This is a genomic window from Halolamina litorea, assembly GCF_026616205.1.
Classification (GTDB): Archaea; Halobacteriota; Halobacteria; order Halobacteriales; family Haloferacaceae; genus Halolamina; species Halolamina litorea.
This window is the reverse complement of sequence record NZ_JANHGR010000001.1, coordinates 825056-840316: the sequence shown is the minus strand read 5'-3', so window position 1 is coordinate 840316 and position 15261 is coordinate 825056. Positions and strand designations below refer to the sequence as shown.

14 protein-coding genes are annotated in these 15261 nt (G+C 67.1%); 6 read left to right on the top strand and 8 right to left on the bottom strand.

Annotation, left to right across the window (positions count from 1 at the left end):
- Positions 1–19: 19 nt before the first annotated feature.
- Positions 20–283 (top strand): hypothetical protein, encoded by a 264-nt coding sequence (locus NO998_RS04485; RefSeq protein WP_267645868.1) that lies wholly within the window; start codon positions 20–22, stop codon positions 281–283.
- Positions 284–462: 179 nt separating this feature from the next.
- A complete protein-coding gene (locus NO998_RS04480) occupies positions 463–1734 on the top strand; it encodes an RNA-guided endonuclease InsQ/TnpB family protein (RefSeq protein WP_267645867.1) in 1272 nt (423 codons plus the stop codon).
- A gap of 55 nt (positions 1735–1789) precedes the next feature.
- Here the strand turns inward: NO998_RS04480 and hmgB are convergent, their stop codons facing one another.
- The 5 genes from hmgB to NO998_RS04455 all read right to left on the bottom strand — a co-directional run bounded on the left by hmgB (position 1790) and on the right by NO998_RS04455 (position 8847).
- The gene (gene hmgB / locus NO998_RS04475) at positions 1790–3127 is read right to left on the bottom strand and encodes a hydroxymethylglutaryl-CoA synthase (RefSeq protein WP_267645866.1); all 1338 of its coding nucleotides are present in this window, start codon (positions 3125–3127) and stop codon (positions 1790–1792) included.
- An 84-nt stretch (positions 3128–3211) separates the two neighbouring features.
- On the bottom strand, positions 3212–5632 hold the full coding sequence (locus NO998_RS04470) for an Ig-like domain-containing protein (protein ID WP_267645865.1): 2421 nt from the start codon (positions 5630–5632) through the stop codon (positions 3212–3214).
- Positions 5629–7284 carry an Ig-like domain-containing protein gene (locus tag NO998_RS04465; protein WP_267645864.1) on the bottom strand — a complete coding sequence of 552 codons (1656 nt, stop codon included), beginning with the start codon at positions 7282–7284 and terminating at the stop codon, positions 5629–5631. Before NO998_RS04465 ends, NO998_RS04470 begins: the two co-directional genes overlap by 4 nt.
- 41 nt (positions 7285–7325) lie before the next feature.
- The gene (locus NO998_RS04460; RefSeq protein WP_267645863.1) at positions 7326–7913 is read right to left on the bottom strand and encodes a DUF2150 family protein; all 588 of its coding nucleotides are present in this window, start codon (positions 7911–7913) and stop codon (positions 7326–7328) included.
- An 82-nt stretch (positions 7914–7995) separates the two neighbouring features.
- Entirely contained in the window at positions 7996–8847 is an 852-nt protein-coding gene (locus NO998_RS04455) for a TatD family hydrolase (RefSeq protein WP_267645862.1), read from the bottom strand.
- A 114-nt stretch (positions 8848–8961) separates the two neighbouring features.
- Between NO998_RS04455 and NO998_RS04450 the strand changes: the two genes are divergently transcribed.
- Together NO998_RS04450 and NO998_RS04445 are read left to right on the top strand one after the other, a co-directional pair.
- Positions 8962–9594 (top strand): metal-dependent hydrolase, encoded by a 633-nt coding sequence (locus NO998_RS04450; protein WP_267645861.1) that lies wholly within the window; start codon positions 8962–8964, stop codon positions 9592–9594.
- Between the two features lie 58 nt (positions 9595–9652).
- Positions 9653–10138, top strand: coding sequence for a GNAT family N-acetyltransferase (locus tag NO998_RS04445; protein WP_267645860.1), 486 nt, complete (start codon positions 9653–9655; stop codon positions 10136–10138).
- Positions 10139–10150: 12 nt separating this feature from the next.
- On the opposite strand, the gene NO998_RS04440 is transcribed toward NO998_RS04445, so the two are convergent.
- The gene (locus NO998_RS04440) at positions 10151–10786 is read right to left on the bottom strand and encodes a GNAT family N-acetyltransferase (protein WP_267645859.1); all 636 of its coding nucleotides are present in this window, start codon (positions 10784–10786) and stop codon (positions 10151–10153) included.
- A 108-nt stretch (positions 10787–10894) separates the two neighbouring features.
- On the opposite strand from NO998_RS04440, the gene NO998_RS04435 reads away from it, so the two are divergent.
- A complete protein-coding gene (locus tag NO998_RS04435) occupies positions 10895–11968 on the top strand; it encodes a DUF2891 domain-containing protein (RefSeq protein WP_267645858.1) in 1074 nt (357 codons plus the stop codon).
- Between the two features lie 305 nt (positions 11969–12273).
- Positions 12274–13716, top strand: a complete 1443-nt coding sequence (locus tag NO998_RS04430; protein WP_267645857.1) for a replication factor C large subunit — start codon at positions 12274–12276, stop codon at positions 13714–13716.
- A 3-nt stretch (positions 13717–13719) separates the two neighbouring features.
- On the opposite strand, the gene NO998_RS04425 is transcribed toward NO998_RS04430, so the two are convergent.
- Both NO998_RS04425 and NO998_RS04420 read right to left on the bottom strand, forming a co-directional pair.
- Positions 13720–14199 (bottom strand): hypothetical protein, encoded by a 480-nt coding sequence (locus tag NO998_RS04425; RefSeq protein WP_267645856.1) that lies wholly within the window; start codon positions 14197–14199, stop codon positions 13720–13722.
- A gap of 126 nt (positions 14200–14325) precedes the next feature.
- A complete protein-coding gene (locus NO998_RS04420; RefSeq protein WP_267645855.1) occupies positions 14326–15168 on the bottom strand; it encodes a COX15/CtaA family protein in 843 nt (280 codons plus the stop codon).
- Positions 15169–15261: the final 93 nt, after the last annotated feature.

Below are 15261 nucleotides of genomic sequence, written 5' to 3'. Positions count from 1 at the left end.
GAAGAAGTCGCTGAGCGGTGTGACGCCTCGCTCCCCACGGGTCTATCGGCACGTCGACGACCTCACCTCCGCGGGGCTGCTCACCGAACGCACCCAGTACGACGCCGAGGGGAACCACTACAAGACCTACGCGGCCGCGCTGGTCGAGGCGACCGTCCGGATCGAGGACGGGGAACTGACCGTCGACGCGGTCACCGGCGGCGACGACGAGGCGTCACCGTCGCCGGAGGGTATCGAAAAAGCGGGAACCGAACCGGCCGAGGAGATAGACCGACCGGAGTAGAAGCGGGAGGGAGTCGCGCGCCGCGAGCCGAGTTACAAGGAAAGTCAAGGAGAAAGCCCCGCCCTTTAGGCCGGGGATGAATCCGACACTACCCTTCACAACCCACCGTTCAAACGCTCGGTAGGATATTCCACGCTCGAATCCATATCTTCAAGCAACTATCTCGACATAGGTTACGTATGGCGCAACAGGTCGTCACCCGCACCTACACTGCGTCCATACGGAACCAGCAACAGGTGTCCGACGACCTCGATTCGCTTGGGTTCTCAGCTTCGAAACTCTGGAACGTCGGACGGTGGGTCTGCGACCGAGTGTGGACGGAAAACGGCCATATTCCCGGCCACAACGAACTCACTACCTACCTGAAAACCCACGAACGCTATGATGACCTACATTCTCAGTCAAGTCAGCGCGTCCTTCAAGAACTCGCTGAAGCGTTCAACGGCTGGTACGGCAAACGACGCAACGGAGACACGAGAGCCAACCCCCCGAAGTACCGCAAACACGGCGACGAACACCCTCGAAGCACGGTCACGTTCAAAGCTGCTGGCTTCAAAGTCGACACCAAATACAACCGAGTCCGACTCTCGAAAGGCTCGAACCTCAAGGAGTATTGGTCAGATTTCATCCTCTGCGAATATCAGACCGGACCTGATGTTGACCTCTTGGCCGTGGAGAGTGTCCAACAGGTTCGGGCGGTATGGACGGGTGAGGAGTGGGAGCTTCACTTCGTTTGCAAGGTCGAAATCGAAGTGAGTGAATCCCCCAGTGAGAAGACCGTGGGTGTTGATCTCGGTATCAACAACTTCGCCGCACTCGCCTACGAAGACGGCCACAGCGAACTGTACCCGCTCAATTGCTTGAAGCAGGATGACTACTACTTCAGCAAGAAGATTGCTCGCTGTGACGACTCAAGCTCTGACCAAGCGGAACGGTTGAACCGGAAGAAGTCTGCTCGTCGCACCCATTACTTCCACACCCTCTCGAAACACATCGTTGAACGGTGTGTTGATGATGGCGTTGGGACGATTGTGGTGGGTGACCTTTCCGGCATCCGTGAAGACGAGGAACACGGCGAGTCGAAGAATTGGGGCAAGCACGGCAATCTCGACCTGCACTCGTGGGCGTTCGACCGCTTCACTTCGATGCTCGACTACAAGGCCGAGATGGAAGGGATCACAGTCGAACTAATTTCAGAGCGTGACACGTCGAAGTCGTGTTCGCGCTGTGGTCGCAACCGCAAGGCGAACCGTGTTGAGCGTGGGTTGTACGTGTGCGACGACTGCGGTACGGTGGCGAACGCGGATGTGAACGGTGCTGAGAACATTCGGCAGAAAGTATCTCCGAGTCCGTCACAGGATAGGAGTAACGGCTGGTTGGCACAGCCATCAACGTACCTGTTCGACAAAGAGAGCGGATGCTTCGCACCGCGAGAACAGGCCACGTCGTAAACCACAATATCCCAACGGCGGTCGGGAATCCTCGCCCTTCAGGGCGGAGAGGATGTCAATCGACGTACTCGTAGAGGCGTTCGTTCATCCGACCGCGGCCGACGAAGACGAACTCCTCCTCGGGCGTGGTGAACTCCTCCACGTCCACCGTCATGTCGTGGTTGTGGGCGTCGTGGATCTGCTCGTACTCCTCGAAGCCGAGGTCGTAGCGGTCCTCGATCTGTTCGTCGATGGTGAGCTGTTCGATCTCCGCCTCCCAGCCGTCGGCGACGGTCTCGGCGTGGATCTCGGCCTGTGCGCCCGAGCCGTAGGAGCCGACCAGCAGCTTCTGGCCGGCCAGGTCGCGGTCCTCCTCGGCGGCCTGTTTCAGGGCGCTGGCGCGGGCGATGTGGACCGAGCCGGTGTACCAGTTCCCGACCTCACGCGAGATCGAGAGCGTCGGCTCGATGGTGTCGGCGTACCACGAGCGGTACTTCTCGGTGCCTTTGAGGTCGTCCATGTAGTCGCGGATCGCCTCCTCGTAGGCCTCACGGTCGTCGTACTCGCCCTCGCGGGGCTGGCGGCCGATCTGCTCGGCGAGTTCGTCTTCGATCTCGGTGTCCCGGATCATGTGTCGGTAGCCGAGCAGGCCGGCCTTCCGAACCATCCCCGGGAACGGGGTGTGGAACGGGATGTACGCGAAGTCCTCGGGGTGCATGTCCCACGCGACGGACTCGAAGTCCTCCACGGCCTCGCGCATCCGGGCGAGGTAGACCTGCATCGAGCGCTTCCCGTCGACGCTCGGGAACTGCTGGTTCGGCTTGAGGAAGTCCGTCTCGTCGGCGCTGCCGTAGCCCTGCTCGGTCGAGAGTTCGACCAGGCTCGGGTCCTCGGTGATCAGCATCGCCACCGCGCCGGCGCCCTGCGTCGCCTCGCCGCTGGAGCCGCGGGCGTAGAGGGCGGTGTCGGTCGCGATGACGAGCGCCGACCGGCCGCGGTTCCGCCCGGCCTTGATCCAGTTGTAGGCGTCGTCGATGGACTGCGTGCCGGCGATGCAGGCGAACTTCCGCTCGCCCTTGTTCGCGTGGTGGAAGTCGCCCTCGTACACGTCCTCGAGACAGCCAGCGATGTACGTCGAGACGGGCTTGGAGTTGTCGAACGCGGACTCGGTCGCCACGTCGATGCGGCCGATGTCGTCGGGTTCGAGCCCCTTGCGGTCCATCAGGCGCTTGGCGGCGTTGGCCCCCATCGTGACGATGTCCTCGTAGGCGTCCGGGAACGAGGAGTTCACCAGCCCCAGCCCCTTGCGGTACTTGTCCGGGTCCTCGTCCTTCTCGGGTGCGAACGTCCCCGGGAGGTCGAGTTTGCACTTCCCCGCCCAGATCTCGACGGCGTCGATGCCGACCGTGGTCATGGCTCCGAACAGGGCGGTGCGCTATTTGGGTGTGTCGATGAGGGTTACGTCGGTTGTCGAAATCTGGTGGGAGAGTGGGAGGGATCAGCCGACATCGAACGTCACCGTCTCGGTGGCGTTCGTGTCAGATCGGTCGAAAGTAACCGTGTACTGCCCTGTGTTTCGGGTGTCGACCCCGGTTATGTCGAACGAAACCGTCTCACCGTCGTCGATGTCACGTGCCGCGGTAAACGTGATGACGGCGTTATCACCACTCTGGGTCGTGAACTCGGCGTCGTCGTTTCCGCTAACCGTCGCGCCGTAGTAGTTCACCTTCTCGGCCCTTCCATTGCCCCCGCCCTTCGCGGCCTGTGGGTCGCTCAGGTCGATGGTGACCGTCTCGCCGGCTGCCAAGCCGCCGTCGACGGTGAACGAGATACTCTGTTGCTGTCCGGTTTCACCGGCGTCGAGATCGCTCACCGAGAGGTTGGAGAGGCCCTTCTCCTCGTTCCCGGCGGAACCGTCACCCGTGCCGGATTTTTGCTCCGAGTACGAACCGCTTCCGTCGCTCGTGTCGTCGATCTCGATCTCCCGGGAGTTCCCCGCGCGGTCCGTGGCGTTGAGGACGAACCGGTACTGTGCTCCCTGCCCTCCGGATACGCTGAACACCTGCGATTCTTGGCCGGTCTTCCCGCTGAACGAGTCGACTTCGACTCCCTCACGGTAGACTGTCACGTCTGCAGTGTGGGGGCTTCCATCCGTGGTCGTCCATCCGACTGAATAGCGCTCGACCCAGAAGAAGAACGGGAACCCGCGATCCTCGACCTCCAGCGTCAGCTCCGGCGTCGTATCGTCCACGACAACCGCGTCGGACTGCTTCTCGACTCCGCTGTTCCCGGCCTCGTCGACCGCCTCAACGATCACGCTGTAGTTGCCCTCGGCCGTCGCCGACTCCGGAACCGTCAGGGCCACCGACCCGTTGGCCGCCGACACCGTCTCATCGACGAGCGTCGTCGACTCGTTCCCGATTCTGACTGTGACGTTCTCGACGCCGGCCGTCGCGTCCGTCGCGTTCCACCGAACGGTCAGGTCCTGCCCACTCTGGGTGTACGTCGGTGCGCTGGAGTTCGGTGTGACGAACGTCACTTCCGGATCGTCAGAGTCGATGGCGAACCGCGAACTGGTCGCGCTTTCGGTGTTGTTCGTGGCGTCAGTCGCATTAACCCGGACGCGAACGTCGGTGCTGTTGATTTCTCCGGTGCTCCAGTCGTAGCTACCAGTGTCGTTGAGTCCGGCCGCGATCGGCTGCCACGGGCCACCGTTGACAGAGTACTCGATATCGACCCGTTCCACGCTCGACTCAGCGTCGCTCGCGTTCCACTCGATCGTGGTCGTGCTCCCGCCACGGAACACCTCGCCGCCGTTCGGCGCCTCAACTGTCACACTCGGCGGCGTGTCGGAGGCGTTCCCCTCGATAGTGAAGCCCGCGTCGCTCTCGTCGGTCGCGAACTGCCCGAGGGCGTCAGTCGCGGTGACGCGGACCCGCGCATCGGTGGTGTCGATGTCCGGTATCGTCCACGCGAACGACCCGTCGTTGACGGTCCCCTCCGTCACCGCACTCCAGGACGCGCCGCCGTTGGTCGAGTAATCGATGTCGACGCTATCGACGCCGGCGATGGCGTCGTCCGCGGTCCACTCAACGGTCACCGTCTCGCCACCGTCGAAGCTCTCGCCACCGTTCGGCGCGTCGAGGGTCACAGTCGGGGGTGTGCTGTCGATGCTGAAGGTGCTCTCGCTGCTCTCGCTGGCGGTGTTGGCCTCGGTGTCGACCGCGGTCACACGGACCAACGCATTCGTGGTGTCGACAGATGGGACGGTCCACCGGTAGGTCCCGTCGTTCGCGGTGTCCGCAGTAACCGTGTTCCACGACGTCCCATCGTCGATCGAGTACGAGATTTCGACCCGGCTCACGCCCGATTCGGCGTCGCTCGCAGTCCACGCGATGGTGGTCGTGCTCCCGCCGAGAAGCGTCTCGCCGCCGTCGGGGCTACTGAGGGCTACTGTCGGCGCTCCCGTGTCTGGTTCGGGAGTGGCGGTCGGCGTCAGCGACGACGCGCCGCTCGGGTAGCGCCGGTCCGCTGCCAGCAGCGTCCCGGTCGCCGCGTCGAAGACCCGGACCGTCGCCACCTCGGAGATGTCGAGGGACTGCCGCCACGCCCACCGCTCGCCGCGCTCGAACTGGTCGTCGGCGTCCCCGCGAACGATCCCGCTGGCGTTCACTGCCGGGCGCCAGGTCTCGTTCCCGTGACTCACGACGATCCGGAGGTCGGCGAACGCGACCGAGTCGCCGCCGTTGTGGGTGAGGGCGACGCCCTCCTCGGCGACGTTCACCGAGAGGTCCGCCCTCGTGCTCTCGTCGCCGCCGGCGTCCGCGAGCACGACGGCTCCCGCCGCGCTCACCGTGACAACGACGACAGCCGTGAGGAGGATGACGCCGACCGACTCGCTCTGGGCGCGGGCGGTCATTGCGGGTTGGCGAAGTACGTTTCTCGGTACACCTCGCCACCGTATTCGAACACCAGCGTGAACACGAAGAAGTCCTCTTCCCGAATGGCGACGTCGAAATCAAGCGTGAACTGGTAGCTGGGGCCACCCGGTGAGACAACGATGTTCGGGTCAATGCTTCGATAGTTGCCGCCGACGTCGACAGAGCTCGCTCGGAGTTCCGGCGAGCCACCGGTGACTCTCACCTCCGCCGTGCTCGGAGGTGACCCGGGCGGGGACGCAGCGTCGTAGAAGAAGTTCACTCGAATGCTCGTGATGTTGACATCCTCAGAGAGAGTGTTGTTGAAACTCATGTCAACCGTCTCACTCCCGCTCCCGCCAGCGTTGAGGGCCGCACTGGTGTAGATCAGGTCCCCCGTCGTCCCGGGGTTCAGTTCCCCGCCGCCACCGTCTCCACCGCCGAGGTCGAACGCCGGGACGGCGAGGCCCGTGAAGTTCGCTTGTTCGTAGTCCGCGGCGCCGATACTCACGTTAATCGACGCGTCCCCTGCGGTCGTGCCGACGCTGCGGTACTCGATCGTCGCTTCCCCCTCGGCATTGGTCTCGAACGTCGGCCCGTCGACCAGTTCGAGATACGTCCCGTCGGCATCGGCGTTCACGGTCGCGCCGGTCACAGGGTTGTTGAACCGGTCACGAACTTCGACGGTGATGGTGCCGGTCTCCCCGCTCTCGTTCGAAATCACGTCGTAGCCGTCGGTCACGACCATGTACGCCGGATCGGTCGCCCGCTCGCGCTCGGTGTCGCTCACCGCGCCGACGCCGACGGCAGCGCCTCGCAGTCGGTACGTGCCGGGATCGAGTTCGATGGCGATCCGGTGGTACTCGACGCCGTCGATAGTCACGCTCCCGGCGTCGCTGGCCGCGGCGTTGCTCCCGAGGAGGTCGTCGTTCCACACGTCGGCGGAGAGCCGCGAGGTGACGTTGACGAACAGCGGGTCGCCGGCCTCGCTCTCGACGGTCACGGTCCGGCGCCGCTCGCTCAGCGTCTCCACGTCGACGGTCTTCGTCGTCGCTCCCGACTCACGGAGGTCGCCGCGGAGCGCGAGGAGATCGATCGTGTTCCCCTGAATCAGCCGTTGGCCAGTTAGGGTCCGGTTCGCGCCGTTGTCGAAGGTGTTGTAGAGGACGCTGTTCCCGTAGACCGTCGTCGGCGAGCCGCCGTACTCGCGGTAGTTCGGCTGGTAGACCACGGCGCTGGTGTTGTACGTGCCGACGCCGGCCGTCGCCCAGTAGGCTCTGGCGTTCTCGTAATCGCTGCCGACGGTCACGCTCCCGCTCGCGTTTCCGACGGTGACGTTCAGGTCGGGGTTCTCGGCGCCGACGGTCCGTAGCCGGCCGGTCGCTGGAGGTGGGTTGATGAAGAGGAGTCGGGTCGGGTAGGTGATGCCGAGATCGACTCGCGTCGGCGCGCCGTCGCCGTCGGCAGCCCGGACGAGGCTGTTCCGGAGGTCCTGCATGTCCGACTGGACCGCCCGGCTGTGGTCGAACTCGATCGCGGCGTTCTGTTGGGGGATGACGGTCGCTTGGGCTGTCGCCAGCGCGACGATCAGGATGCCGAACAGCAGGATCGCGCCGACCTGCACCGACTGTGCGCGGTCGTCCCCCCGTAGCATACACGCCTATCCGGTACGGGCGCTGAAAAAGGTGCGCGTACTCAGCCCTCTTCCTCGACGGTCTCGGGGGAGGCCATCGCGTTCTGCAGCGACTCCAGCCCGTTGACCCACTCCGCGACGAGCCCGTACTCCATCTCCTCGACCAGCGCCGGGTCGATCTCCTCGCCGTCGATGACGAGCGTACCGGCCTGCACGAGGTAGCCGATGGCCGTGTCGACCTCCTCCTCGGCCTCGGCGTCGGCGGCGGCGTCGATGTACTCCTCGACGCTCGCCTCGTCGGCGGCGCCGGCGGCGACGAACTCCTGTGCGGCGTAGAAGACGACTTCGAGACTCATCTGGACGCTCTCGAGCAGCATCGACTTCTCCTCGTCCTCGAGGGGCGCCTTCGAGAGCACGATCTCCTGCATCTCCGAGAGCTCCTCGTGGGCACGCTCCTCGCCGATGAGGTCGTCCTCGTAGGCCTCGATCACCTTCGCCACCGCGATGGCGGTGTCCTCCTGGAGGTTCATCAGCAGGCGCGCCGAGTCCTCGTTCTCGAGGTCGAGGTCCTCCTCGCGGAGTCGGTCGATCCAGTTCTGCCAGCGTTCCTGCGTATAGAACGTCTCAACCGCGTCGTCGTCGTCGGTCATGCCCCTATGTGCTCCCCGGCGACGCAAAGGGTTTTCCTATCGGTCGCCGCCCGGGAGCCGGCCGGTTCCGGCAGCGAGCGACCTACTCCTCGCGGTCCAGCGTCCCGACGGTGTCGATTCCGTACACCAGTTCGGGCGTCTCGACGTGTGCACGGGCGACGGCGTCGTCGTGGCCCTGCTCCAGCAGCCACCGAACCCGCCGCGGGACGGTCTTGGGCCCCATCACCGCCCCCGGCCGGTCGGCGTCGTCGACGAAGTCCGTCTCCATCAGGAACGGCTCGCCGGTCTCGACGGCAGTCCGGAGCCGCGCCTTCTCGCTCATCACGCTCGGGGTCGGCCCGGCGAGCCGGCCGCCGGCGTAATGCTTGACGACCTTCTCGGCGGGGAGCCCGCGTTCCTCGGCCCACTCGGCGACATCGGTCAGATCGTTGGTGGCCTCGGTGTGGAGTTGGACCGCGCAGTCGTGTTCGGCGCCGAGCGCGAGGCCGTGTTTGAGGACGTCGTTCGAGGCCTCCCACACGGCGTCGTCCACGTCGTAGTGGGGGCGGCCGGTTTTGAGCGCCAGCGCGCGACCGTCGGCGACGTACTCGGCGGCGAGGTCGAGGCCTTCCTGCATCAGGTCCCGGGCCTCCTCGGCCTCGTAGCCCTCGTCCACGAGGTGGCTGATCAGACCCGGATGCACGCCCAGCACGGGCCACGCCTCGCCGGGAAGGATCCCGTTGGCGTCGGTGACGGCGTCGATGGTCGCGTCGAACGCGGTGTGGAAGTCCGCGCGCTCGCTCGGCACCGGCCCGAGGTGCCACGACGGCTTGTTCAACACGAGCAGGTGGGTGCCGCCGAGGTGCTCGAAGTCCCGGACGGCGTCCATCCCCTGGCCGTGCTCGGGGTCGAGGTGGAGGTGGTTGTCGAGTACCGGCGTGTCGAGTTCGTCCATACCCGTAGGCGGGGCGAACGGGCCTTCAACGCTCCCCTCCGCCGTGAGTCGGGTGAAGCCGTGGCGGCCGCCGTCGGCGCAAGCGCTATTGCGCTGTGAGACACACCCACGGACGTGCCATCGACGCTGGTCCACGTCGCCGTCGGCGGCCTCGTCGGCGCCGCCCTGCTGGGCGACCGCTTCACGCCCAAAGCCATCGCGGTCGTACTCGTCGCCGCGGCGGTACCGGACCTCGACTCCTTCCTCGCGCCGCTGGTCGCCGGCGCCCATCGCTCGGCGCTACACACGCTGCTGCTCCCGGCGCTCCTCGGCGCCGCGGTGTACGTCGACGCCCGCATGTTCGACCGCTCACGGCTCCGGGAACGCTGGGGAGCCGACGCTCCCTACGTCGCCGGCGTCGCCGTCGTCGCCCTCCTCGCGGGTGGGATCATCCCCGACCTCGTGACCAACGGCGTGAACGCGGTCTGGCCGCTCCACGACCAGTTCTACACGGTGAACGGCAAACTCCACCTCTCCACGACAGAGGGGCTCGTCCAGACGTTCGTCGACCTTTCGCCGGAGCCCTCGCGCCCCTCGACGACCGAGAACACCCGGTACAGCACGGGTGCGGACCCGACGCCGTGGAAGGAGGACGACGGGCCAGTCGAGCGCGTGTTCCCGGTCGTGACCGGGGGCTGGCAGCTCATGCTCGTGGTCCTCTCGGCGGCGACCGTCGGCGTCCGCTCGTGGCAGACCCGCGACGCCTGAGCTGGCGACCGAGGGGGGCGAGCGACAGCCTCAACAGCGAGCCGGGAGCAGTCGAGCCATGGAGCTCCGTCCGTACGAACCCGGCGACGAGGCTGGACTGTGGGACTGCAAGCGTGCGTTCGAACTCGGCCTCGGCGCCGGGACCGGCGGCGACGACAAGGAAGCCAAGTACGAGGGGAAACTCGACGAAACCTACCGCGCGGAGTGGTTCGAGTGGGTCGGACGGTGTGTGGACTCGGACCCGCGCTGTGTCACCGTCGTCGTCGACGACGCCGAGGTCGTCGGCTACGCCTTCGTCCTCCCCGAGAGCCACCGGTTCATCTGGGACGCGGCGGTGTTGAACGAACTCTACGTCGCCCCCGAGCACCGCGGCACCGGCGTCGCCGACGACCTGATGGAGGCCGCCGTCGACTTCGCGCGGGACCAGGACCTCCCGCTCGACCGCCTCGTGCTCGACGTGGACGGCGCGAACGAGCGTGCGAAGGCGTTCTACGACCGCCACGGCTTCGGCCACTGGGGCGAAATGGTCGCCCGGGAGCTCTGAGTCGGGGCGCGCTCACGGCCACGGATCGCCGTTCGTGTCGTAGAACGCCACCTCGTGGTCGGGGTCGGCGTCGCGGTACTCCGACTGGCTGACGCTGAACCGGACGGCGTCGACGGGCGGATCACCGGGATGGAAGTTCCGCAGCGTCCCCTCGCGGCGGCCGCCCATACGTTCGACGTACTTCTCGATCGCCCGTTCGGACTTCTCGTTGTCCGCATCGAGGGTCACCGTCACCAGTTCGAGGTCGAGGTGTTCGAAGGCGAGTTCGGCCAGCGCCAGCGCGCGCTCGCCCGAGTAGCCCCGCCCCCAGAACGGCTTGCGGAGCCACGTCCCTAACTCCGCGCTGTCGGTGTCCCAGTCGAGCGTGAGGCCGCCGAAGCCGGCAATCTCGCCGGCCCCATCCTCGCCTTCCTTGGGCCGGATCACGTAATCGACCCCCTCGCGCTCCTCGCGGGCCGTCACACCGCGTTCGAGGAACTCCGCCGACTCGTTGGGCGTCGCGTGGGGGTCCCACGGCAGGTACTCGGTGATCTCGTCGATGTCTGGGGCGCCCTGCTTGCAGTGCTCGTACACGTCGAGCGCGTCGACGTACTCCGGCGTCCGGGGCTCCAGTCTGAGCCGGTCGGTCTCGATCGTCGTGGGGAACATGTTCGAAAGCACACACGGGAAGTGAAAAAGCCTCCCGAGGGTCCGACAACGGCTCGCACGCCACGCGCCACCGAACGATTCATCCGCTCGGCGGCGGAGTCGCGGACGATGAACGCCCCCGACGCACTCGCGGACCTCGATCCGGAGGCGGCGCTCGACGGCACCGTTTCCAGCCTCGACGACGACGCCCTGCGGCGGCTCGCCCACCACCCACTGGCGGCTGTCGGACAGGAGTACCCCCATCACGGTGGCGCCGTCGACGGCCCCGAGGACACCGTCCGCCCGCGCGAGGACCACCCGGTCTTCTTCGGCTGCTACGACTGGCACTCGGCGGTCCACAGCCACTGGGCGCTGGTCCGGCAGCTTCGCCTCTTCGAGGACCACCCCGACGAGGCCGCGATCGTCGAGAGCATCGACGCCCGGCTTACCCCCGAGAACGTCAACGGCGAAGTCACGTACTTCGTCGAGAACCCCGGCTTCGAGCGCCCCTACGGCTGGGCGTGGCTGCTCCGGCTCGCCGCCGAACTCCACCGCTGGGACGACCCCCGCGCCGACCGCTGGGCCGACATGCTCGCGCCGTTGGAGGAACGTATCGCCGACCTCGTCCGGACCGAGTTCCTCCCCCAGTCCCGGCCGTTCCGGGTCGGCACGCACGGCAACAGCGCGTTCGCACTCTCGGCGGTGCTGGACTACGCCGACGTGGTCGGCGACGATGACCTCGCGGCCGACGCGGCCGAGACGGCGCGACGGTTCTACGTCGACGACGAGGACGCCCCCGTCGCCTACGAACCGCTTGGCTGGGACTTCGTCTCGCCGACGCTGACCGAGGCGAACCTGATGCGCCGCGTCCTCCCCGACGCGGAGTACGACGACTGGCTGGACGGCTTCCTGCCGGACCTTTCCGAGTCCCGAAACCGCGACTTCTTCGAGCCCGTCGATGCGAGCGCCGACGGCGAGGGCGGGATGGCGCTGCACCTCGTCGGCCTCAATCTGGCGAAGGCGTGGGGTCTCGCGGAGGTCGCCGACGCCGTCGACGGCGGGACGGCGGGGCGACTCGCCGAGAGCGCGGAGCGCCACTTCGAGGCGGGTCTCGGCGGCGCCTTCACCGACGACTACGCGGGCTCACACTGGCTCTCCTCGTTCGTGCTGTACGCGCTGACGCGGAACGCCGACGCGGCGTAGGTCCTGACACCGTACGGGGGGGTGGCGCAAAGCGGGTGCCGCGTCGGCGGCGTCGCCGGACTACGTCCGGCTGGCAGACGAGAGCGAAGCTCTCGTCAACGCCGCAGCGCGAGGGGCGAACGACCATACGGGAGTGAGCCGGTTGGGGAAGTTCGAGGGCTGTGCGGGGCAGTGCGGTACAAGTGGCCAAGCTTCGAGAGCGGTCACAGTAGCGGCCGTCGTCGCAGAACCGAACCCCCCGCGTGAATCCTCTCGAACACCCCGTCTCCGCAACCACTAAACGCACTACCCACCTCCCTCCGGTAATGGCTGACTGGACCGAGTCCTACCGGCCCGACACGCTCTCGGCGGTCCGGGGGAACAACAAAGCCCGCGACGCCTTCGAGGAGTGGGGGCGGACGTGGGACGACCACCGGGAGGCGGTGATCCTCTACGGCAGCCCCGGCGTCGGCAAGACCTCCGCGGCCCACGCGCTCGCGGCGGACATGGGCTGGGAGACGGTCGAACTCAACGCCTCCGACCAGCGAACCGCCGACGCCATCGAGCGCTTCGCCGGCCGCGCGGCGCGAAACGCGACCCTCGGCGGCAGCAGCAGCGGCGAGGACGGCCGCCAACTCGTCATCGTCGACGAGGCCGACAACATCCACGGCAACTACGACCGCGGCGGCGCACAGGCGATCACGAAACTGGTCAAGGAGTCGAGCCAACCGATCGTCCTCATCGCCAACGAGTTCTACGACATGAGCCGCGGGCTCCGAAACGCCTGTCAGGACATCGAGTTCCGCGACGTGTCGGCCCGCTCGATCGTCCCCGTCCTGCGGGACATCTGCCGGAAGGAGGACATCGGCTTCGAGAGCGACGCCCTCCAGCGCATCGCCGACGCCAACTCCGGCGACCTCCGCGGGGCCGTGAAGGACCTCCAAGCGACCGCGGAGGGGAAAGATCACCTCACCGTCGACGACGTGGTCACGGGCGACCGGGACACCACCGTCGGCATCTTCGCCGTCCTCGACGCGATCCTCAAAGAAGAGGAGAGCGCACAGGACGCGCTGCACGTCGCCTACGACGCCGACGAGACGCCCGACGACCTGACGGCGTGGGTCGAGGACAAGGTGATGAAGGTGTACGACCCACAGGAGACGGTTCGGGCCTACGAGTTCCTCGCCAACGCCGACCGGTGGCTCGGCCGCGTGCAGGCGACACAGAACTACTCCTACTGGCGGTACGTTACCGACAACGTCGCCGCTGGCGTCGCCGCTTCTCGGGACGGCACCTCCGGCGGCTGGACCCAGTACGGCGGCCGGCCCCAGATGTGGCCCTCCTCGGACGCCACGGTCGACGAGATCTGCCGAAAGATCGCCGTCTCGGGCGGCCTGAGCATCGAGACCGCCCGTCGGGAAGTGCTGCCGTTCCTCTCGGCGATGATCCACCACTGTAAGCCCCGGGAGCTGACCGTCGCCGTCACGGCGTACTTCGAGTTCGACGAGGCCGACCTCGCGGCCATCTCCGGCAGCGGCGAGTCCACGAACAAGGTACAGGGGATCGTCGAAGACGCCGCGGAGTTGCGCGACGACCGACTGGAGGAACACGCCGGCGGCGCCTTCGCCGGCGACCTCCCCGAGCGTGACGACGGCGCGGAGACGGCGACAGAAGCGTCCGAAGCGGAGCCGGAGCCCGAACCGGAACCCGAACCGGAGCCTGAGGAGACCGAGGACGACTCCCAGTCTGGCCTCTCGGACTTCGTCTGATCCTCAGTCGACCGTCGTCGCTCGGGCGGTCAGCCCGTCGGCCGTTGCCTCCACGACGAGCGTGTCCGCACCAGTCGGTCCCGGCAGCGCGGCGAAGAGTTCGATTCGGGTCCGGTCGGCAGCGGCCTCGGCGTCGGGGTTCAGCACCGCTTCGACCCCCCAGCGGCCGGCCCGGCTGAAGAAGTTCGGTACCGCGAGTGCCGACTCAGCAGCGACGGTGTACTCGCCGCTTTTGTCGGGGGGCTCCAGATCGGCGTCCCGCGGCGTCACCGGCGTCGAGGTGGCGCTGTCCTGACCGACGCCGTTTCCCCCCTCGGTTCGGAGTTCGGGGCGGACCGCGGCTCTGACGGCGACGGTGATCGAGCCCGACCGGCGGTTCCGGATGTCGAGCCCGCCCGGGACCGTGTTCTCCCGAAGCGACTGGCCACAGCCGGCGAGCGCAACCGGGACGGCGGCGAGAATCGCGCGGCGTGACCGCTGCATGAGCGATAGCTGCGGGGGCGAAGCCAAGAGCGTTGCGGCACCCGACCCCGAGAGCCGGCGGCGACGGCGACGGAACAGTAGCGCCGAGGGGACGGCGAAAGAAGCAGCGGCCGCCGTCTCGGTCGCTTACGCCAGCGACGGTCGACCGTCCTCGGCCTCGCCGCGGGCGGCGTAGGCGACGACGGCAGCGGCGGCGAAGGCGATCAGGTAGAGCAGCCCGTTCACGAGGCGGGCGCCCTCGGTGTAGATCACCAGGTCACGGCCGAGCAGCATCACGAGGAACATCGCGCCGGCGGCGACGGCGGCGCCGGGACGGTACTGCGCCAAGTTCGTCTCGGGGAGCCAGACGATTGCGGCGACGAGCGTGGCGAAAGTGGCCAGCGCCGTCAGGATGAACAGGGCCTGCCCGGGCGGGCCGTACTCGACCACTTTCGTCACGCGGCTGGCGACGAAGTTCACCGGGAGGAGCACCAGCGTGGCCCCGAGCGCGAGGCGGCTCCGGTCGAGCGCCGAGCGCTCGTAGTGGCCGCGCATCGCCGACAGCGTCGAGAGCACCAGCGCGGTGAAGATCGAGAGCGCGAACAGCAGGTGGGCGGCGTGGGTCGGCACGGAGTAACCCCACGGGATCGCCCCTTCGAGCGTCACCGTGATCGCGCCGATCGCGATCTGGAACGGCAGCAACACGAGCGCCGTCGTCGCGTAGAGTGCGGTCCGGCGTTCCTGTCCGCCACGCCACGCGGCGGCGACGAGGCCGATGATGACGAAGCCGGTGATCATCGCCACGAGGCGGTGGAACCACTCGAAGAACCCAGGGAGCGTCTGTGGCAGGAGCCCGTCGTTACAGAGCGGCCACTGCTGTGCGCAGGCCAGCCCGGAACCCGTCGCGGAGGTGTAGATACCCAGCGCGATCAGGCTCCCGGTCAGGGCCGTCGTGAACAGCGCGAACTGCCGGTAGCTGGGACGCTTCATTCGGGTTGACTCCGGACCGCTCGCACTTGTGGGTTCCGTTGCAGGCGCGCTCGCGCGCGAGACCCCGAGTCGGCGCGTTGAAGTCGCCGCCGC

Bases quoted from the DNA above. Each gene is read 5' to 3' on its own strand.
- hmgB (WP_267645866.1), bottom strand. From the start codon at position 3,127: ATGACCACGGTCGGCATCGACGCCGTCGAGATCTGGGCGGGGAAGTGC.
- NO998_RS04420 (WP_267645855.1), bottom strand. From the start codon at position 15,168: ATGAAGCGTCCCAGCTACCGGCAGTTCGCGCTGTTCACGACGGCCCTG.
- NO998_RS04445 (WP_267645860.1), top strand. From the start codon at position 9,653: ATGGAGCTCCGTCCGTACGAACCCGGCGACGAGGCTGGACTGTGGGAC.
- NO998_RS04455 (WP_267645862.1), bottom strand. From the start codon at position 8,847: ATGGACGAACTCGACACGCCGGTACTCGACAACCACCTCCACCTCGAC.
- NO998_RS04425 (WP_267645856.1), bottom strand. From the start codon at position 14,199: ATGCAGCGGTCACGCCGCGCGATTCTCGCCGCCGTCCCGGTTGCGCTC.
- NO998_RS04465 (WP_267645864.1), bottom strand. From the start codon at position 7,284: ATGCTACGGGGGGACGACCGCGCACAGTCGGTGCAGGTCGGCGCGATC.
- NO998_RS04440 (WP_267645859.1), bottom strand. From the start codon at position 10,786: ATGTTCCCCACGACGATCGAGACCGACCGGCTCAGACTGGAGCCCCGG.
- NO998_RS04480 (WP_267645867.1), top strand. From the start codon at position 463: ATGGCGCAACAGGTCGTCACCCGCACCTACACTGCGTCCATACGGAAC.
- NO998_RS04435 (WP_267645858.1), top strand. From the start codon at position 10,895: ATGAACGCCCCCGACGCACTCGCGGACCTCGATCCGGAGGCGGCGCTC.
- NO998_RS04430 (WP_267645857.1), top strand. From the start codon at position 12,274: ATGGCTGACTGGACCGAGTCCTACCGGCCCGACACGCTCTCGGCGGTC.
- NO998_RS04470 (WP_267645865.1), bottom strand. From the start codon at position 5,632: ATGACCGCCCGCGCCCAGAGCGAGTCGGTCGGCGTCATCCTCCTCACG.
- NO998_RS04460 (WP_267645863.1), bottom strand. From the start codon at position 7,913: ATGACCGACGACGACGACGCGGTTGAGACGTTCTATACGCAGGAACGC.